The organism is Ollibium composti (genome assembly GCF_004801285.1).
Taxonomy (GTDB): domain Bacteria; phylum Pseudomonadota; class Alphaproteobacteria; order Rhizobiales; family Rhizobiaceae; genus Mesorhizobium; species Mesorhizobium composti.
Genome location: NZ_SSNY01000019.1, coordinates 1 through 17,605, shown reverse-complemented (window position 1 = coordinate 17,605; position 17,605 = coordinate 1). Strand labels below are relative to the sequence as shown.

Sequence of the window (17,605 nt, the reverse complement as noted above, 5' to 3'; positions counted from 1 at the left end):
TACACTCGACCTCACCGCTCCCTGAAAGCCCTGTTGAACTGGTCGGTGATCGGCTTGGCCAGGTAGGAGAGCGCCGTTCGCTGCTCGGTCGTCACATAGACTTCCACGGGCATGCCGGGCAACAACGTTTCGTCCCCGAGTTTCGCTAGTTCTTCCGGCGTTACTTTTATGTCGCCCATGTAATAGATTTCCCCGGTGGCGGGATCATGGCTTGTGGCTGGCGAAACGTGGATGACCTCCCCCTTCAGTTCGGGCGTCGTGCGTTGGTTGAAGGCGGAAAAACGCAATCGTGCCGCCTGACCAACGGAAACCTGGTCGATGCTTGCAGGGGCCAGCCTCACCTCTATCTTGAGCCTGGCGTCTGCCGGAACGATCGTGACGAGAACTTCGGCGGGCGTGATGACCCCGCCAAGCGTATGGATGTTGAGTTCATTCACGAAGCCGGATATCGGAGCCCGGATATCTGTGCGTGAAAGCCGGTCCTCGATAGCAGTCTTTCGTTCGTACAGCTCCGATATTCTCGTTTCGACGAGGCTGAGTTCCCGCTGGGCTTCGGTCCGTGCACTTTCGTCTATGGAGATTATCTGGAGCCGTATCTCGCTCTGACGAGCCCTGGCTCTCGCCATCGCAGCATCGATTTCGCCGCTTTCGCCAAGCAGACGTGCCCTGTCCCGATTGGAGGTGTAAACGCGCGTGTTTTCGATCAGGTTCTTGTCTGCAAGGCCTTTCAGCTTACCGTGCTCGACCTCCAGCAACGCGATCTCGTCGTCCTTTGAAGCCCTTTGGGCCTCCAGTCCTTTGATTTCTTCCTCTATCTGCCGGATTCCGAGCTCCAGTTGCTGCTTCTGGCTGTCGCGATTGGTGCGGTTACCCGCGAAAAGACGTTTCTCGCCGTTGACGATGAAGGCGACATCGGAAACTGTCACATCCAGCCGGTCGGGAAATTCGACCGCGTCGAGGAGGTCCCGCTCCGCCAGAAGCCGCGCCTTTCTGGCCACCAACTCGATCAGCTGCGACCTGACGATGGATAGTTCTGCCCTGGTCTGAGCATCATCGAGCCGGATCAGAACCTGATCCTTGCGGACAAAATCCCCCTCCCTGACGGCGATTTCCGAAACGATGCCTCCGTCTCGGTGCTGGATGGCTTTGAGCTTCTGGTCCACCGCCACCGAACCTTGGGAGATGACGGCTCCGGTCAATTGCGCCGTCGCGGCCCAACCGCCGGCTCCGGCGACAAGCAGGACACTGAACGCCACGCCGGCGAAAACCCGGCGGCCGATCCTGAAAGCGGATTCTCGGTTCTCAAACGATTTCCTGACCATCTCGAGCGTCCTCTTGTTCGCCGGTTCACGCATTCTCGACGATCACCAGGACATGATGGCCCTGCATGGTGACCGTCGTTTCATAGACATCGTCCCTGTTAAGATCGGCCTCGATCACCGTCCGCTTCATGTCCTCGACCCAATCGCGGCTGATGCGTATCGGGACATCGTCATCGTCGAAACTGTCGCCGTAAATGTCCTCGAAGCGGTCCTCCAGATCGTCGAGAACCTCTTCGAAGAGATCGTATTTGGACATTCTGATCCTGTCGCCGATCTCGAAATCCATGACCTTGTGGATGACCGGACCGTTCGTTCCGGCATTCTCCGGCTCAACAAACTCGAAAATATCGGCGCCGTCTCCGCCGACCAGAACGGCGGCATCCTCGCCGACGACAAAATGATCGTTGCCTTCCCCGCCGATGACCGTTTCGAAGCCGGAAATCGAATCCTCGCCAATCTCCACGCTGCAGGCCGTCGCCATTGTCAGGTCGATTCTGATGCCCTCCGTGGCTTCAGAATAATCGAGCGTGTCGCAACCGGCACCGCCGTCATAAAAGTCGTCGGCGCGATCGATCGCTGCAACAACCGTGTCGTCTCCGTCGCCGCCGCGAACGGTGTCGCTGCCGTGGCCATCGAAAAGCGTGTCGTCACCGCCTCGGCCGAGCAAGAGGTCATCGCCCTCGTTGCCTTGAAGGATGTCGCCGCACTCGGTCCCGGCCAGGTCATCGTCGCCGGCTCCTCCGATGACGGATTCGAATCCGGAAACCGTATCCTCGCCAATATCTGCGCCCATGGCAGTCTTTGCCGATAGATCGACCGACACCGCCATGGTGGCAGCAGAATAGTCGAGCGTGTCCAGCCCTTCGCCGCCATCGTAGACATCCGCGTCTCCATCGGCTGAGGCGACGACCGTGTCGTCTCCCACCCCTGCACAGACGAGATCATTACCTGGACCGTCCACGACAGTGTCGTTGCCGCTACCGCCCTCTATCCAGTCGTTACCGCTGCCCCCGTCGATCGAATCACTGCCGGAGCCGCCGGCAAGAATGTCGTCGCCTTCTTCTCCCAGGATCGTGTCATTCCCGGCGCCGCCAGCGATAGTGTCGTTGCCGGTGCCTCCCAACAAGAGGTCGTTGCCCTCTCCACCGGAAATGACATCGTCGCCGGCATCGCCGAAGATCACGTCGTCGCCTTCTTCGCCATACAGCCGGTCGCTGCCTGCCCCGCCGGAGATGTGGTCGTTGCCCCGGCCGCCGAAAACGATGTCGTCACCGTCGCCTGCGAACACGGTGTCGTCGCCCGATCCGGCGACGATGTGGTCGTTACCGGCGCCACCACTCATAATGTCGTCGCCGGCGCGCCCGTCCATGTTGTCGTCGCCGGCGCCACCCTCCACGTCGTCGGCGCACATCGTGCCAAGCAGCAGGTCGTCCGCGTCGGTGCCGCCGACATAGGAACGGCCCACGGAAAAATGCGCGGTCTGCGCGACCGTAAATTGCCCGTCGGTGATATCGTAGGTGATGGTCACCGGGCCGAGCAGCTTAGGCTCGCTTTGGAATATCCAACCGTCGCCGGACGGGGAAAGAGTACCGGACGATACCGTAAGATTCTTCACTGCGAGCACGTCGCCGTCCGGATCCATCGCGTTGCGCAGCAGGTCGGAGAGCGCGACGGCAAGGATGGCGCAGCCGGTGATATCCATCAGATAGACGGGGCCGGAAATGCGCGGCGCACGGTTCGGCGCACGGGGGGCCTCGCAGGGCTCGTTCGGCTCTTCCACGCACGCTTCTTCCTCGCCGCGAGGCGGATCAGGCTCCTGGTTGTCTGGTCCGGCCGCGTCGGTGCCATCGGAAATATCTTCGTCGTCATCCCGACCACCGCCACCGTAATTCTGCGGATCGTCACCACCGGAATTTTCGTTTGCAGGGTGCGCTGCCAGATCCGTGTTGTCATTGGCCGGCAGGGCTTCCAGATTCAGCGGCTGGAATTTTCTCCACCATCCCTCGGGATCCGGTACCCGGAAGTTTTCCACCGTCGGCGGTTCGATCATCACGAATTCGGCGGGCGGCGCCAGATCGATCAGCCTGCCGCCGCCACCGGGCGCCTGCGGCCCGGGAACCGTTCCCGTCGGCTTGTCGTCCAGGACCGGAGGCGTCTCCAGCTCGGTCTGAGCGAGTTTCGCCTCATCCTGGCTGTCCAGTTCCTTTTCCGCTGAAGGCCCTGCCTCTTCCGGATTGGCCGCACGACCCGGGAAAATCGATTTCAGGTAGACGGCAATTCCCACGAGGAAAATGCCGAAGATCGCAGGAAATTTCGATCTCCGCTCCGTGTGCTTCAACACGTAGCGCTGCGCTGGATCGGTTTCCTGCGGCTGGGTCTTGGTGCCCTTGACGTCGATCATCATGCCAGCACGCGCGCGGACATTCGCGGCCGCGCCTCCTTCCGGGACTGCGTAGCGCCTGAGGTCGTATCCTTCCGGTCCACCGGCCCGATGATCTCATCTTTGGGCCCGAAGGCGGTCATCCGACCGTTCTGGACAACCGCGACGAGATCGACCGCTGCAAGCGCGCTCGGCCGATGGGCGATGACGATGGCGATGCCGCCGCGCTTCTTCACGCCTTCGATCGCGGCGGTCAGGGCCGCTTCGCCTTCTCCGTCGAGGTTCGAATTCGGCTCATCGAGGACGACGACGAACGGATTGCCGTAGAGAGCGCGGGCCAGCCCGATCCTCTGTCTCTGCCCCCCGGAGAGAGCGGTGCCCAACGGTCCTAGCTCGGTGCGGTAGCCCTCCGGCATGCGCACGATCATCTCGTGCACGCCCGCCGCCTTGGCCGCTTCCACGATTGCGCGCGCATCCGGCTTCTCCTCAAGCCGCGCGATGTTTTCCTCGATCGTGGCGTCAAGCAGCGCCACTTCCTGCGGCAGATAGCCGACGAACCGGCCGAGCGCCTCGTCGTCCCATTGCGACAGTTCGGCATCGTCCAGCCGTACGCTGCCGCGCAGGGTCGGCCAAATGCCGGTCAGGGCGCGCACCAGCGTGGTCTTGCCGCCGCCGCTTGGCCCGACGATCCCGAGTGCCTGTCCCGCCTTCAGCTCAAAGCCGACCTCGCTCAGCAGCACGCGGCCGGAGCCCGGTGCTGCGACAGTGATGTTCTCGACCTTGAGAGTGGACGCCGGCCGCGGCAGTTCCATCGGTTCCGCGCCGTCGGCCAGCGCCATCGCGGTTTCCTTGAGCCGCCCGAACGCGGCGCGCGCTGAAACGACGTTCTTCCAGTTGCCGATGGCCAGGTCGATGGGCGCCAGCGCGCGCGCCGATGCAACCGAGGCCGCGATGATGGCACCGGCGGAAAGCTCGCCCCCGATGGTGAGATAGGCGCCCAATCCGAGGACGGCCGATTGAAGAATCATCCGCAGCACCCGCGATAGGGCGCCGAAGGTGCCGCTGATGTCGTTGGTCCTGGTCTGCAGTTCCAGATGTTCGTCGTTGGCGCGGCCGAACCGCGCCACGGCGCGCCCGGCAAACCCCATCGCCTTCAGTATGTCGGCGTTGCGGGCGTTGGAATCGGCAATGGCGTTGCGGGTAACCGCCGCCTGGTGCGTGGCACCGCTCAGCCGCCGCGTCATCAGTTCGGTGATGATCGTGATGACCGTCAGGACGAAGGCCCCGCCGAAGGTCAAGGCTCCGAGCCATGGATGCAGGATGTAGACGAAAGCCAGGAAAAGCGGCATCCAGGGGAGGTCGAACAGGGCCATCGGCCCCTGGCTGCCGAGGAAGCCGCGTACGGTGTCAACATCCCTGCCGCGTTCGAGCGCCTCGGCGGTCGAGAAACCGAAGCGCGGCATGTCGATGGCAACCCGATGCGCCATGGGAGCGACCTTCCGGTCGAGCCGCGCACCGACACGCACGAGAATCTGCGATCGTATGATGTCGAACAGGCCCTGGAAGAAATAGAGCCCGATTGCAAGGACCGAAATGGCGAGCAACGTCGGGACGCTACCGCTGGTCAAGGCACGATCGTATATCTGAAGCATGTAGAACGCGCCGGTCAGGGCAAGGATATTGATGATGCCCGATACCGTGAACAGGAACAGGAAGATGCTCCTGAAGCCCTTTGTCAGCTTTTCCACGCTTTTGCGTTTTGCCGCCGTGATCGAATCGCTGGAACGCATGGCATCCCCCGGAATGTCCATTGAGGTATCCGTCCCTGGGCAGGAATGCGTTTCCTGCCCAGGGAGGGGCTGCGCTAGAGGTTGAAGTCGCTGGCTGTGAGGTCGTGCGATCCCTTGATGCTGATCTTGAAGTCAGCTTCGGAACCGCCAGACGTGTTGCCTTGCACGACCGTGTAGTCCTCGCCGTCCCGGACCTCATGCGAGAGGATCAGTTCTCCCCTTGCCCCGGTGAAGGCATCAGACACCAGGGTGAATGCCTGGTTGCCTGCAGCGCATCCATTGGCGTCCATGCCGCTGAGGTCGATCTTGTCGCCCGGCTGGAAGCCCATGATCGTATCGCCGTCGCCGTCGGCGGCTGAAAGGAAACGGAAGGTGTCGTTGCCGGCTCCGCCGTCGATCACGTTTACGGCGCCGCTCGCGGTAACCGTGTCGTTGCCGGAGCCGGTGACGATGTTCTCGATCCCCCAGATCGTATCGTTTCCGGTCTGGATGCTGGAAACGCTGCCGTGGCCCATGAAGCCGGTGCCGAGGTCGGCGACGATGTCGGCGGTGATTGCCGACATGTCGAGCGTGTCTTTGCCCGAGCCGCCGACCATGTCGTCGCCGTAGTAGGTGTCGTCGCCGTCGCCCTGCTCGGCCACGATCAGGTCGTCGCCATTGCCGCCGAAGACGGTGTCGCGGCCGGCACCCGCGTTGATGAAATCGTCGCCGTTACCGCCCAGGATACGGTCGTTGCCGCCGTCGCCGTAGAGCATGTCGGCCCCACCGCCGCCGAGAATGTCGTCATCCCCGGCACCACCGAATATCACGTCGCGGCCGCCAAGCCCCATGATCGTGTCCGCTCGGGCCGTGCCGACGATGGCCGCGACAGGAACGTTGGTCGAGTCGTCGCCGGTGCCGCAGGCATCGCCGTCTTCGTCGCCGTCCCCGGCATCGTCGTCGTGGCCATGATCGTCATTATCGTCATCGTGATCGTCGTCGTGGTCGTCATCATGGTCATGATCGTCGTCTTCGTGATCGTGGCCGTCGTCGATTCCCTGGTCGTCGTCGTCCTGGCCGACAGGGGCCTCGGCCTCCGTCCCGACCGGCGGTGCGTGGCCGTCGCTGTCTCCGGTGCCGGAAACGAATTGCGGCATCCCGTTGTTGGCGAGGAAGGTGACCGAGTATCCCTCGCTGGCAAGCGTGGTGGTGCCGTTATCGTTGGAGACGACTTCGTAGTCTTCGACCGCCGTGCCTTCCGGCAGCTCGACCACGTCCTGCGGACGCAGCGTGCCGATGATCGTGTCGTTGCCGCCGTTGGTCTTGAAGACGATGCGGTGGGCGGAAAGCAGGCCGGAGATGTCGACCGTATCATTGCCTTCCGAACCGATGATGGTGACCGTGTTCAGGCGCAGGCTGGTTTCCTCGCCCTGCTCGGCAAAGTCGCCGATCAGTTCGAAGCGGTCACCGCCGGCGTCCCCCGCGCCGTCGGCGGGCGTTCCGTTGACGACGATCTCCTCGATCTCGGCGAGTTCGGCGATCACCTGCGGCGCGCCTTCGACGCCGTTCACGACCGTCGACCTCGTCACCACGATTTCGGTGGCTGTGCCCTTGAGGGCCAGTCCGGGGATGACGAGTTCGGCATCTTCCGCCGGGTAGAAGCGGAAGATCTCGTAGTTGTCGTCACCGGTGATGACGAACGTGTCGCCGGCGATACCTTCCGAGCCGCCGTCGATCACGTCCCAGCCGCCCGTCGCGGCGTTCCAATGGATGGTGTCGTCGCCGCTGCCACCGTTGGAGACGTCATCGCCGGCGCCACCGTCGATCACGTCGTTTCCGGCAAGACCGTTGATCGTGTCGTCGCCACCATGGCCAAGAATGATGTCGGCGCCCGAGGTGCCATTCAGCGTTTCGCCATTTGCCGTGCCGTTGACCTGCGTTTCCCCGGCAAGGACAAAGTCGGCGCGGGTGATGACATTCAGACCGGCTCCGGTCACGCCGCTCAGAGTGATCGAGCCTCCAGCGACCTCAACCCGCGTATTGGAACCGTCCGAGCTGATCGAAACCCGCGATGCGAAATCGGCATCGGTGATGCCCAGCCCGCTGAGATCGATCTTGTCCTGGCCGCCGCCATTGGCATTGGCGTCGAAGCTCGCCACCACATCGTCGCCGAAATTTTCTTCGTCATAGACGATGGTGTTGAAACCTGCGCCGACATTGATGGTGTCGTTGCCGGCACCGCCCTTGATCGCGTCATTACCGTCGCCGCCGTTGAGGATGTCGTCGCCGTCGCCGCCGTCGAGCAGGTCGTCGCCTTCGCCGCCGACGAGCCTGTCCGCGCCTTCGCCACCATAAAGGCTGTCGTTGCCGACACCGCCTGTCACGACGTTGTCCAGCTCGTTGCCGGCGCCGGTGAAGTCGCCGGTGCCGGTGGAGGTCAGGTTCTCGACATCGGCGTCGAGCAGGTAGGTCGCGAGCGACGTCTGCACCGTATCGCGTCCGCCGTTCTCGAGTTCCACCACCGTGTCGCCGAGGTCGTCGACAACATAAGTGTCGTTGCCGCTGCCGCCGACGAGCAGGTCGTCGCCCGCGCCGCCGTTCAGCGTGTCGGCGCCGCCGTTGCCGAACAGCATGTCGTTGCCGGTGTCGCCGGTAAGGGTCGTGGAGACGTTGCTGCCGAGATCGGCGAGAATAGTATTGACGCCCGCTTCGGCGGTGAGGACGGCGCCGGTGCCCGTGTTGAGCGCATAGGTGCCCCGGAAGACCTCGTCGCCCTCGTCGTCCGCCAGATAGAGGTCGTAGCCGCCATAGCTGCCCCCGTCGAAGGTGAGCGTCTCGACGGCCGCCGCCGGATTGGCGAAGTGACCGGCCACCGTCAGAACCTGGCCGTTCAGTTCGATCCGCAGGTCGTTGGCATTTGTCCTGCTGAAGTTGAGGCTGGAAAGCGCCTGTCCGGCGAGCGCGTAGCTGATGCGGTCGTTGCCGGCGGTTTCCTCGATGCGATCGTTGCCGTCCCCGAGGCCGAAGACGTAGATGTCGTCGCCCGCGCCCCCGCGCAGCGTGTCGTTGCCGTTGCCGCCGATCAGCACGTCGTCGCCCGCGCCGCCGTTCAGCGTGTCGTTGCCCCCGAAGCCCATCAGGACGTCATGGATCAACCCGGTGCCGGCCTCGTCGCCGTTCAGCGTCTCGCCGGCAGCCGTTCCCTCGATGACGTTCATGGTGAGATCGGTGAATTCAAGCCGCTCGATGTTGCGCACAGTGTCACGACCGTCGAGGACCGGCTTTTCCGTCACGCCTTCGATATTGTCGCCGAGCACATCGGTGTCGTCGCTCGCCGCCGGCGCGTTGTCGACATACAGGCTGCCGTCGGTATTGACGCCGAAACCGTAGCTCCCGCGGATTCCGGTGAACACGGCCGTATCGATGTCGCCTTCGGCATTGCCGTCGACGATTTCGCGTACGATCTGGAGTTGGCCCGGATTAAGGGTGCCAGCCAGCATCAGCGAGTCGAGTCCCAGGCCGCCGAACTGCGCAGCCGCGTTCTCGACCAGCGCACCGTTGACCATGTCGCTCTCGAGATAGACCTTCTTGGTCATGCCGTCGGCGGTATAGCGAACGCTTTCATGCGTGATGAGGATGCGGACGTTCAGCCACTTGTCGCCGTCGATGACGTCGTTGCCGGCCAGACCTTTGATGCGGTCGCTGCCGCCGCCGCCCAGCAGGATGTCGGATGCGTCGGCCGTATCCATGACGACCGTCTCCGCCTTGCCGTCCATGCCGACCTCGACATAGCGCTGCAAATGCACGACCAGGTCGTCGAGACCGTCGATCAGCGCGACGTTCTTTTCCAACAGGGCGTTCGAGTACTGGTAGAGCGGCGATCCCGGCGCCGGGATCGCGGCCGTGCCGGTCGCCTCGACCCGCGTGTTCACGGGAACGATGCGCCCAGTCAGGACGTCGTCGTGCTTCCAGCCGGACAGGCCTTCGACAAGGTCGAAGCGGTCGCGCAGGATAAAGGCTTCCTGGTTGGCGAAAATCGGGATGCCGAGATCGGAATTCGCGGCCACCGGATCGTCTTTGTGGATCGCCCAGTCGAAGCCCGACATGCCGTTGCTGCGCTGGATGCCGACGCCCTGGAACATGATGTCGTCGCCGGCTTCGGCGTCGTAGTCCGTGTCGCCCTGCTGACCGTTCAGCACGTCATTGCCCTGGATGGTGGAGTTGAACATCAACTCCGAATTCTCGCCCGCCAGCGTGTCGAAGCGACCGCCGCCTTCCATCCAGTCGTCGCCGGCCTCGCCGAGGAGGAAATCCATGCCGTCGCCGCCCATGATGAAGTCGTCGCCGATGCCGCCCATCACGGTCTTGCCGTCGGGGCCGGCGATCAGGAAGTCGTTGCCCTGGTTGCCGAAGACCAGCGACAGGCCGCTGCCGCCATGGATGACGTCGTTACCCTCCTCGCCATGGAGGAAGTCCATCGCGCCGATATCGGTACCGGCGTTGGTGATGATGTCGTCGCCGGCACCGCCGTGGACATGATCGACGCCGTATCCGCCCTCAAGCCGGTCGTTGCCATCCCCGCCCCATATCGTGTCGTCGCCCTCGCCGGTGACGATATGGTCGTCGCCGTCCGTTCCCTGGATGACGACGTGCTCGCCACCGTTGTAACGGATGTAGTCGGTGGCGCCGTCACCGTCCCTGTCCTGGCGGTCGACCAGCCTGGAAACGGCCTCGAGATAGGGATTGTCGTGCGTCGGATCGCCCAGCCCGGTCATGGCGATCTGCTTGGCGATATCCATGTAGAGCACGCGATCCGGCCGCGAGAAGATATCGCCTGGAATAGCCGTGCCGGTCTCTTCCAGGTCGGTGTTGCGCAGCGCCATCTTGGCGAGCGAGTTGCTTTCCAGTTCCGACAGGATGTTCAGGCCCTGGACGCGCGACAGGTAGTAGAAGCGGTCGCCGTCCTGCAGGTTCTCCATCTGCAATTCGAAGATGAAGGAGAAGGTGGAGCCTAGCATGCCGCCGAAATCCATCTTCTTTTCGGCCAGGCCGCCCATCCACAGGTCGACGCCGTTCAGGCCGCCGAGACCGTCGGCATAGGCGCCCGTGCCGTTCAGGAAATCGCCCCGATCGGCCGCGGGAGCGATCGTCTTCATCGCACTGGCGATCGGATCCCAGAAGGTTTCCGTCGTGCCGAAAACGAGCGACATCGCCGCCGCGCGCTTGCCCTCGATCGAGGCTTCGCGAGCGATGAGCTCATGCGTTCCGTATGCGGCGATGAAGTTGACGATGGAGGCCGGGTTCTTGAGGTTCAGCGCGAAGTCGGTCCAGCTCGTGTAGGGGTCGAGCTGGCTGTCGCCGCCGGCGATCGCCCTGAACTGCTCGCGCGCTTCGTTCAGGGTCGGCATGCCGGTGTCGCGGCCGCGCGCTATGTTGATCGCGGGAAGGTCCAGTGGAATGCCGAGAAGCTGGTTGCGCAGCGTGTTGGTTACGAACTCGTCGATCTCGTTGCCGACCTGGGCGCTCATGCCGCGAAGGATCGCGCCCGCCGCCGCCTCATGGGTAATCGTGCCGTCCTGGTCGTATGCGATCGGATTGAGGAACGCGTCGAACAGCGACATGTGGTCCTGTGTGCCATCGGCACCGACACGATCGACCGTTTCGTTCAGCATGGAATGGCCGAAGCGATAGACGACATTGGCGAACTCGGCGAAGATCGCCGGGTTGATGTCCGGGTCGGGCTCGAACAGGAAGGCGTCGACGTCCGGCTGCATCTTGCGCGCGAATTCCTCGAACACGAGGTGCTGGTATTCCATTTCGGTGACGAACCGCGCCGACTGGAACAGGCGCTCGCCATCCCAGATCAGCGTCGAAAGGTCGGCCGGAACCTCCGCCACGTCGACCAGCAGCCATTCGTTCAGGAATGCGAGGTCACCGGCTTCGGCCGCTTCGATGGCGACGCGCTTGGTCTCTTCCACCATGCGGTTGTGCTCGCCATGGAAGATGTGGTGGATGGTGGTCAGCCCGATGTTTTCGTTGCCGCGCCCGTCGCCGGTGATGAAGTGCGCGTCGAGCAGTTCATCATCGTATTCGGTGTTCTGGCCCCGATTGTCGACGGCGACGGCATTGCCGGCATCGCCATCGGAATCCGGCGCCAACTGGCCTGCCGTGATGACAGGCACGGCATTGTGGGCGATGTCGTCCAGGAATGCGTGCCCCGTGCGGAACGCGCCCACGGCGGTCGGGTTGACTGGAGCAGCGGGGTTTCCTTCGACGAGCACATCGTCGGCTGTCCCGAAAATTCCGTCGTCCCCGAGGCCGGCTACGACCTGGGGGTAACCGTTCGCGCCGGGAATGAAATTGCCGTACTCGTCGGCCACAATCAGCGGGATGTTGCCGACATCGGCGTCGGTCAGTTCGATCCCGAGGACGTCTCTCGCCTGCGCCTTCACGTCGGCCCACGTGGCAAGACCGCCGCCTGCACCTTCCAGCAGGAGGCCGGTGGGCACCGGCTTGCCGTCGGCGCCGACCTCATACTCGCGCATGAATACCTGCTTGGAGGCGTGCGAGCCGTAGGTCTGGTTCTGATCGACCCATGGTGTTGTTGAGTTCCTGGCCCCGTCGCCCGTGGTGGCGCGCGTCAGCACCATGAAGTTGGTGTGCGGACTCGCGGGGTTGTAGAGCGGATCGTCCTCCGAAAGCGGCATGAACACCGTGCCGTTGCCGCCCTTGGCGACAAGATCGAGGCCGTGGTCGAAAAACTGCCCGAACAGGGTGAAGATCGAGCTGAAGGATGCGGAATCGCCGATGTCGGGCGAAACGTTGGGCAGGAAGATCGTCGGGCCGTCCATCTGGATGCCGTATTGGTCGAGCAGCCCGTCGAGGATCGTCTTCTGCGTGGCGTAGGCCGGTCCGGCGTTGGGATTGAGGCTTTTCAGGATGGTGTGCGCGTCGCGGATCTCCTGCAATGCCACGGCCTGGTCCAGGCCTGTCACGCCGGCATGTTCCAGAGCGGCGACGATGGCGGCCGGATTGTCGAGCGTCTGGTCGACGATGAGGTTCGAGATCAGCCTTGGTTCGGCGTCGACGACGTTGCCGGGGACCCCATAGTCGTTGTTGGTCGGATAGCCGGGCGGCAACGTGCCGCTGCCCTCACGGAAGGACGGGGCCGTCGCCGGCAGGAATTGCTGGTCCGCCGCGCCCCATTCCTCGCGCCCCGGCAGCAGGTTGTTGTAGCTGCCGTCGACGGTACGCAACCCGTAGGGAAGCAGGTGAATCTGCGGCGATGCGGGCGAATTCGGGTCGACGCCACCTGCCTCCGCGACCAGCGCGTGAAGGTCTTCCCCGGCCGCGTGCCGCTCGGCGATCTTGATCTGCTTGAGAATGAATTCGAGATCGTGCTTGACGATATTGACCATGACGCTGCTCCCCTTGCGCTGGTGTGCACATCCCCATCGCCGTTCTTCGGCAGGGTTTGCCTAAATTGCCTGCAAGGGTGACTGAACCTGGCCTGGTCGGTAACTGCCAAAGGTTTGGCGAATTGCGACGGCAGAAAGTTTGGCGCGTGCAGTACCATGGATCGAAAGACCACATGTACTTTGATACATGTGTTGATTGGACCTTCGGCCATGTCCAGACTTGTCACGCCGGGTTAAATTGTCGGCTTGGGGGATGGTATGGCAATGTCCGCACCACATGGCGGGGCGACTCGCCCGGAGGATCGTCCATGGAGTCTCTCCAGGCAATTTGCCTTGTCCGGGGGGCTGGTTATGGTGTTGGCCGCCGCATTGGCGGGCTTCATCACATCAGGGATAGTAACCAGGGCGACAGTCGAGAACACGGCGACCTCGACGGCACTCTTCATGGACAGCTTCCTGTCTCCGCATCTCCAGGAACTGGCCACGTCGGATATTCTGTCGCCCGAGGCGTCCGGCGCGCTTGACCGCCTCTTGGATTCCGATGCATTCGAAGGAAGATTCCCCCACCTGGAGATATGGAAACCGGGAGGCCTCGTCGCCTATTCCAGGACCAAGGAGTTGATCGGAAAGAAATTCCCGCCTCCCGAGGGCCTTCTTGAGGCGCTGGGCGGCAAGGTGGCGTCGCGCTATGCCGACCTCGATGCCGAGGAACATACCATACGTCACTTCAACAAGGCGTATCTGGAGATCTACGTTCCGGTTCGGGAATATCTCTCGGGGCGGATCGTGGCAGTCGCCGAAATCCACGAACATCCCGGCGCGATCGAGCGACGGCTGTTTCATGTCCGGCTGCAGACGTGGCTGGTGACGGCGGCACTGACGCTGCTGTTGATGGCAAGTCTGGTCAGCATCGTCTATCGCGGCAGCAGAACCATAGCCACCCAGCAGGAAAAGTTGAGAGACAACATCCGTGCTGTACAGCAGATTTCTGAACAGAACAGGGTCTTCAAAGAACGGGCCCAGAGGGCGTCGAGCCGCCTTGCGGAGTTGAACGCCAGATATCTGCGCAATGTCGGCGCGGAACTGCATGACGGCCCGGCCCAATTGGTGGGACTGGCCGCGCTGAAGGTGGAGCACATCCGCCGCGCCAGGACCACGGCCAAACGTGAGGAAAACCTCGCCTCGATGGAAACCGCGCTGAGCGAGGCCATTCGTGAGATCAGGACGATCTCCAAAGGATTGATGCTACCGGAAATAGAGGATCTCCCTCTTTGCGAAGTCGTAGACTTGGCCGTGTCCGCTCACAAGAAGCACACCGGTACCAAAGCCGCCGTCGACTGCGATCTTCCCGAGAAGGCTTTCCCGCACGCAGTCAAGATATGCGTCTACCGCTTTATCCAGGAAGGGCTGAACAACGCCTTCAAGCATGCGGGTGGGCGAGGTCAGACCGTTTCGTGCAAGATAAAGAACCGGGTGCTGACACTTTCGGTCGAGGACGAAGGCGGTGAGCGGGAGGGCTGGCAATCTGCCCGTGAAGCCGGTCTTGGTCTTGCCGGAATGCGCGACAGGGTGGAAAGCCTCGGCGGCACGGTGACGATCAGCAGCAAGTCCAACGGTGGAACAAGGGTGGAAATGAAACTCGACGTCGCCGAGGCCGAAAAGAATGCGTAGGCAATCCACCATTGTGGTCGTCGACGACCATCCGCTGTTCAGGGCCGGCGTGATCCAGACACTCGAACTTGACAAGGATTTGAAAGTCGTGGGCGAAGGAAGTTCGTGCCAGGAAGCCTGTGAACTCGCTTCTCGGCTGAAGCCGGACATCATGCTTCTGGACGTGAATATGCCCGGCGGCGGGATAGAGGCGGCAAGAACGATCCTTGAATTGAAGAACGCGCCCAAGGTGATGATGCTGACGGTATCGGAAAAGGACGAGCACGTCATGGGAGCATTGGGCGCCGGCGCCATCGGCTACGTGCTTAAGGGGGTCAAGGCAGCCGAACTCATCGGCGCCGTGAAGGGCGCCCTCGAAGGCGATGCATTCGTTTCGCCCAATCTCACCAGGCGGCTGATTGCAAACTCGCTCGAAAAGCCGGCGCCGTCACTTCTTTCAGCCCTGACTGATCGGGAGGAACGGACGCTGAGGCTTCTGGCCTCGGGGCTCAGCAATGCCGAGATTGGCCGGCGACTTGGCATCACCGAAAGAACCGTTAAGGCTCATGTCACGAACGTTCTTGCCAAACTGAAAGTCCGCAACAGGGTCGAAGCAACGCTGGTGGCAGAGCGGGAATGGAGAAAATCACATGACCGAAACAAGACTTCCAACTAAGCGCCGCCAAGTTGGTCATTCCGGTTTCCTATGCGGATTTCAGCATTTTTGCGATGACGACTTCCAGAATGATCACCGCGAGGTCGACTTCTGGACGGGGACAAGTTTGCTTCTATAACCGACATGTACACGAAGCCGACCCACTTCTCGGCCCGTTTCGAGCGTCCGCTTTCAGGCAAAGCCAGAGTCTGGTTAGACGACCGGAATGGCGGCGCAATGCTGCCGAAGCTCGTTAGCCAGAAGAAGGGCAGCTTTCCCGGCATAGTCACCCGAAACCTGCCAGGCCGTCCAACCCCATGTCGAGCCGTTCCGGGTCGCGACGCGCGCCGTGATCGGTGTATTGGCAGAACCCACCTCAACGCGGCCACTCAACAGCCCGTTCAGGCGATCCGAGAAGCGATCGTTTACCGAAGGCCCTCAAGCAGGACAAGGTAAGAGCCGAGCCATCGTGCGTGATAATCTCTCGCGGCCCCTATCGCGAACCAAACCGCTGCTTTGCCGCGTCGGTTACCGGCGTATACAGACCCACAAGCGTGCCCTCAGGGTCGCGGATCTGCGCCGCGCAGTTGCCCCAGGGCATCAACTTCGGCGCGTGCACCACTTCCACGTCATCTTTCAATTTCGCGAACTCGGCTTCTACGTCATCGACCTGGAATTCGATGACAGCCGTACGATTGGCGGCGGGCTCAGCACTTCCCGCCTTAAACAGCGCCACCGTCTCGGCGCTGCCAAAAGCAAGCGTTGCCGTCGGAGTGACGATTTCGGCGAACATAGGCGCAAGCCAGTCCGCCTTTTGACCCGTCACCTTCTCATAAAAGAGAACCATGGCCTTCATGTCAGCTGCAATTAGACGTGTGGAGGCGAACTTCATGCCTTTGTCCTTTCAATGGGCCGCAAGCTGCGGCGTTGCGAAAGGTCTTGTCGCCCAAGCCTGTTGCCACCATCCTGGCAACAGGAGTCAAAATACAATGCGTCGCGCCGACCGATTGTTTCAGATCATACAAATCCTCCGCCGATCATCCCGACCGGTGACGGCGGCAGCGTTGGCGGAGGAACTCGAAATATCAAAGCGCACGGTGTACCGCGACGTCGCCGACCTGATAGGTCAGAGGGTTCCCATCGAGGGTGAGGCGGGTTTTGGCTATCTGCTCGCCTCCGATTACGACATGCCGCCTTTGATGCTGACACCCGATGAGATCGAGGCGGTGATGCTCGGAGCGCAATGGGTAGCAGGCCGTTCCGACAAGGTTCTTTCCAGCGCGGCCCGCGATGTGGTCGCAAAGATCGCCGCCGTCGTCCCCGAGCGTCTGCGCCCCTTCATCATCGAGCCGAGCGTGGGCGCGAAACCAACGATCGGAGAGCCCGATGAACATGTCGATGCTTCGATGCTCAGATCAGCGATCCGCAACGGTGTGAAACTGCGGCTGCGCTACCGGTCCGAGGTTGGTGAGGAAACGCAGCGAACGGTGTGGCCGGTGATCCTTGGCTATGCCGAGACCAGCCGCTTGCTGGTCGCATGGTGCGAGTTGCGTCAGAATTTCCGACATTTCCGCACCGACCGGATCGTCGAGGCCGAGATGCTCGACGAAACCAATGGCCTCCGCCAAGGCGAATTACGCCTCCGCTGGCAACGTTGGCGCGAGGCGAACGCCCGCTTTCCCTAGCGCAATGCAATAAGCTTCCGGTCTGCTCACCACTCCGTTTGAGGGTTTGCTCGATCGGAGATGCGTGAGAATGCGACCGGCGAGGCGGTGCGGATCCTGCGCGTGCTGCATGGCGCCCAGCAGCGCCCAGACGATCGTCCCGACGGTTGATCCACTCACCGTTTCCCGCGCCCCGCGGTGTGCGCTAGAATCCCTGCTCCGCCTGCGGGGGCGCATGGAAGGGAGAGGCCGCACCCTGTTGGCGGTGACGAGGCGCGTAAGACGCCATCACCTGCGCCAGCGGGCGTCGGACGATGCGGCGCAGAGCCGGGCCGGCCGCTTGGGTGGGAGGCAGGCCTCGCCGTCGCCGGAAAAATGCCCGCCTGGTCGGCGGCCGCGACCGTTGCCGGCCGAGATGCGGTGCGAGCGGATGGGCGCGGGCGGCGGCGGTCGGCGCCGAAAGGGCAGGGCCTGGACGAATGACGGGGACATTGCTGCGGCCCGGCCGCCGCTGGCGTGTCATTGAACTCCACCGATGAGCATGGAGCCAGGGTCGGCACCTGTCCGCGTCTGCTTGTGGGGCGCCCACGCTGGCCTCGATGAGTCGGGTGTGACCGCAGGATGTTGATTTCCGCTGAGAGCTGACCCGGGATTTTCGCCGAGAAGTGACCCGCCTTCATGTATGGTTTGGGTCTTAGGTTTTGGTCAAGGGGCGGCTTTCTCCTTCTTGCTCGTTGCGGCCTGTGC

The 17,605-nt window shown here is 62.6% G+C and carries 8 protein-coding genes; 3 read left to right on the top strand and 5 right to left on the bottom strand.

The features are described from left to right. Positions 1–11: 11 nt before the first annotated feature. The 4 genes from E6C48_RS21635 to E6C48_RS23145 all read right to left on the bottom strand — a co-directional run bounded on the left by E6C48_RS21635 (position 12) and on the right by E6C48_RS23145 (position 12,889). Entirely contained in the window at positions 12–1,322 is a 1,311-nt protein-coding gene (locus E6C48_RS21635) for an HlyD family type I secretion periplasmic adaptor subunit (RefSeq protein ID WP_230978904.1), read from the bottom strand. Positions 1,323–1,347: 25 nt separating this feature from the next. Continuing rightward, positions 1,348–3,726, bottom strand: a complete 2,379-nt coding sequence (locus tag E6C48_RS21630; protein WP_136360268.1) for a cadherin-like domain-containing protein — start codon at positions 3,724–3,726, stop codon at positions 1,348–1,350. After that, positions 3,723–5,492, bottom strand: a complete 1,770-nt coding sequence (locus E6C48_RS21625) for a type I secretion system permease/ATPase (protein ID WP_136360302.1) — start codon at positions 5,490–5,492, stop codon at positions 3,723–3,725. Before E6C48_RS21625 ends, E6C48_RS21630 begins: the two co-directional genes overlap by 4 nt. 74 nt (positions 5,493–5,566) lie before the next feature. Further along, the gene (locus E6C48_RS23145; RefSeq protein ID WP_136360267.1) at positions 5,567–12,889 is read right to left on the bottom strand and encodes a peroxidase family protein; all 7,323 of its coding nucleotides are present in this window, start codon (positions 12,887–12,889) and stop codon (positions 5,567–5,569) included. A gap of 444 nt (positions 12,890–13,333) precedes the next feature. Between E6C48_RS23145 and E6C48_RS21615 the strand changes: the two genes are divergently transcribed. Then, on the top strand, positions 13,334–14,560 hold the full coding sequence (locus tag E6C48_RS21615; protein WP_168734619.1) for a sensor histidine kinase: 1,227 nt from the start codon (positions 13,334–13,336) through the stop codon (positions 14,558–14,560). Further along, positions 14,553–15,215: a response regulator gene (locus E6C48_RS21610; RefSeq protein ID WP_136360265.1), complete on the top strand. Its 663-nt coding sequence runs from the start codon at positions 14,553–14,555 to the stop codon at positions 15,213–15,215. The genes E6C48_RS21615 and E6C48_RS21610 overlap by 8 nt, the downstream gene beginning before the upstream one ends. 472 nt (positions 15,216–15,687) lie before the next feature. Here the strand turns inward: E6C48_RS21610 and E6C48_RS21605 are convergent, their stop codons facing one another. Continuing rightward, positions 15,688–16,086: a VOC family protein gene (locus tag E6C48_RS21605; RefSeq protein WP_136360264.1), complete on the bottom strand. Its 399-nt coding sequence runs from the start codon at positions 16,084–16,086 to the stop codon at positions 15,688–15,690. Positions 16,087–16,183: 97 nt separating this feature from the next. Here E6C48_RS21605 and E6C48_RS21600 point away from each other — a divergent pair, with 97 nt between their 5' ends. Continuing rightward, positions 16,184–16,879 (top strand): helix-turn-helix transcriptional regulator, encoded by a 696-nt coding sequence (locus E6C48_RS21600; RefSeq protein ID WP_136360263.1) that lies wholly within the window; start codon positions 16,184–16,186, stop codon positions 16,877–16,879. The last annotated feature ends 726 nt before the right edge of the window (positions 16,880–17,605 follow it).

What these genes read in the sequence shown, in the direction of transcription:
- E6C48_RS23145 (WP_136360267.1), bottom strand. Translation starts at nt 12,889, where the DNA reads ATGGTCAATATCGTCAAGCACGATCTCGAATTCATTCTCAAGCAGATC.
- E6C48_RS21635 (WP_230978904.1), bottom strand. Translation starts at nt 1,322, where the DNA reads ATGGTCAGGAAATCGTTTGAGAACCGAGAATCCGCTTTCAGGATCGGC.
- E6C48_RS21615 (WP_168734619.1), top strand. Translation starts at nt 13,334, where the DNA reads ATGGACAGCTTCCTGTCTCCGCATCTCCAGGAACTGGCCACGTCGGAT.
- E6C48_RS21605 (WP_136360264.1), bottom strand. Translation starts at nt 16,086, where the DNA reads ATGAAGTTCGCCTCCACACGTCTAATTGCAGCTGACATGAAGGCCATG.
- E6C48_RS21630 (WP_136360268.1), bottom strand. Translation starts at nt 3,726, where the DNA reads ATGATGATCGACGTCAAGGGCACCAAGACCCAGCCGCAGGAAACCGAT.
- E6C48_RS21600 (WP_136360263.1), top strand. Translation starts at nt 16,184, where the DNA reads ATGCGTCGCGCCGACCGATTGTTTCAGATCATACAAATCCTCCGCCGA.
- E6C48_RS21610 (WP_136360265.1), top strand. Translation starts at nt 14,553, where the DNA reads ATGCGTAGGCAATCCACCATTGTGGTCGTCGACGACCATCCGCTGTTC.
- E6C48_RS21625 (WP_136360302.1), bottom strand. Translation starts at nt 5,492, where the DNA reads ATGCGTTCCAGCGATTCGATCACGGCGGCAAAACGCAAAAGCGTGGAA.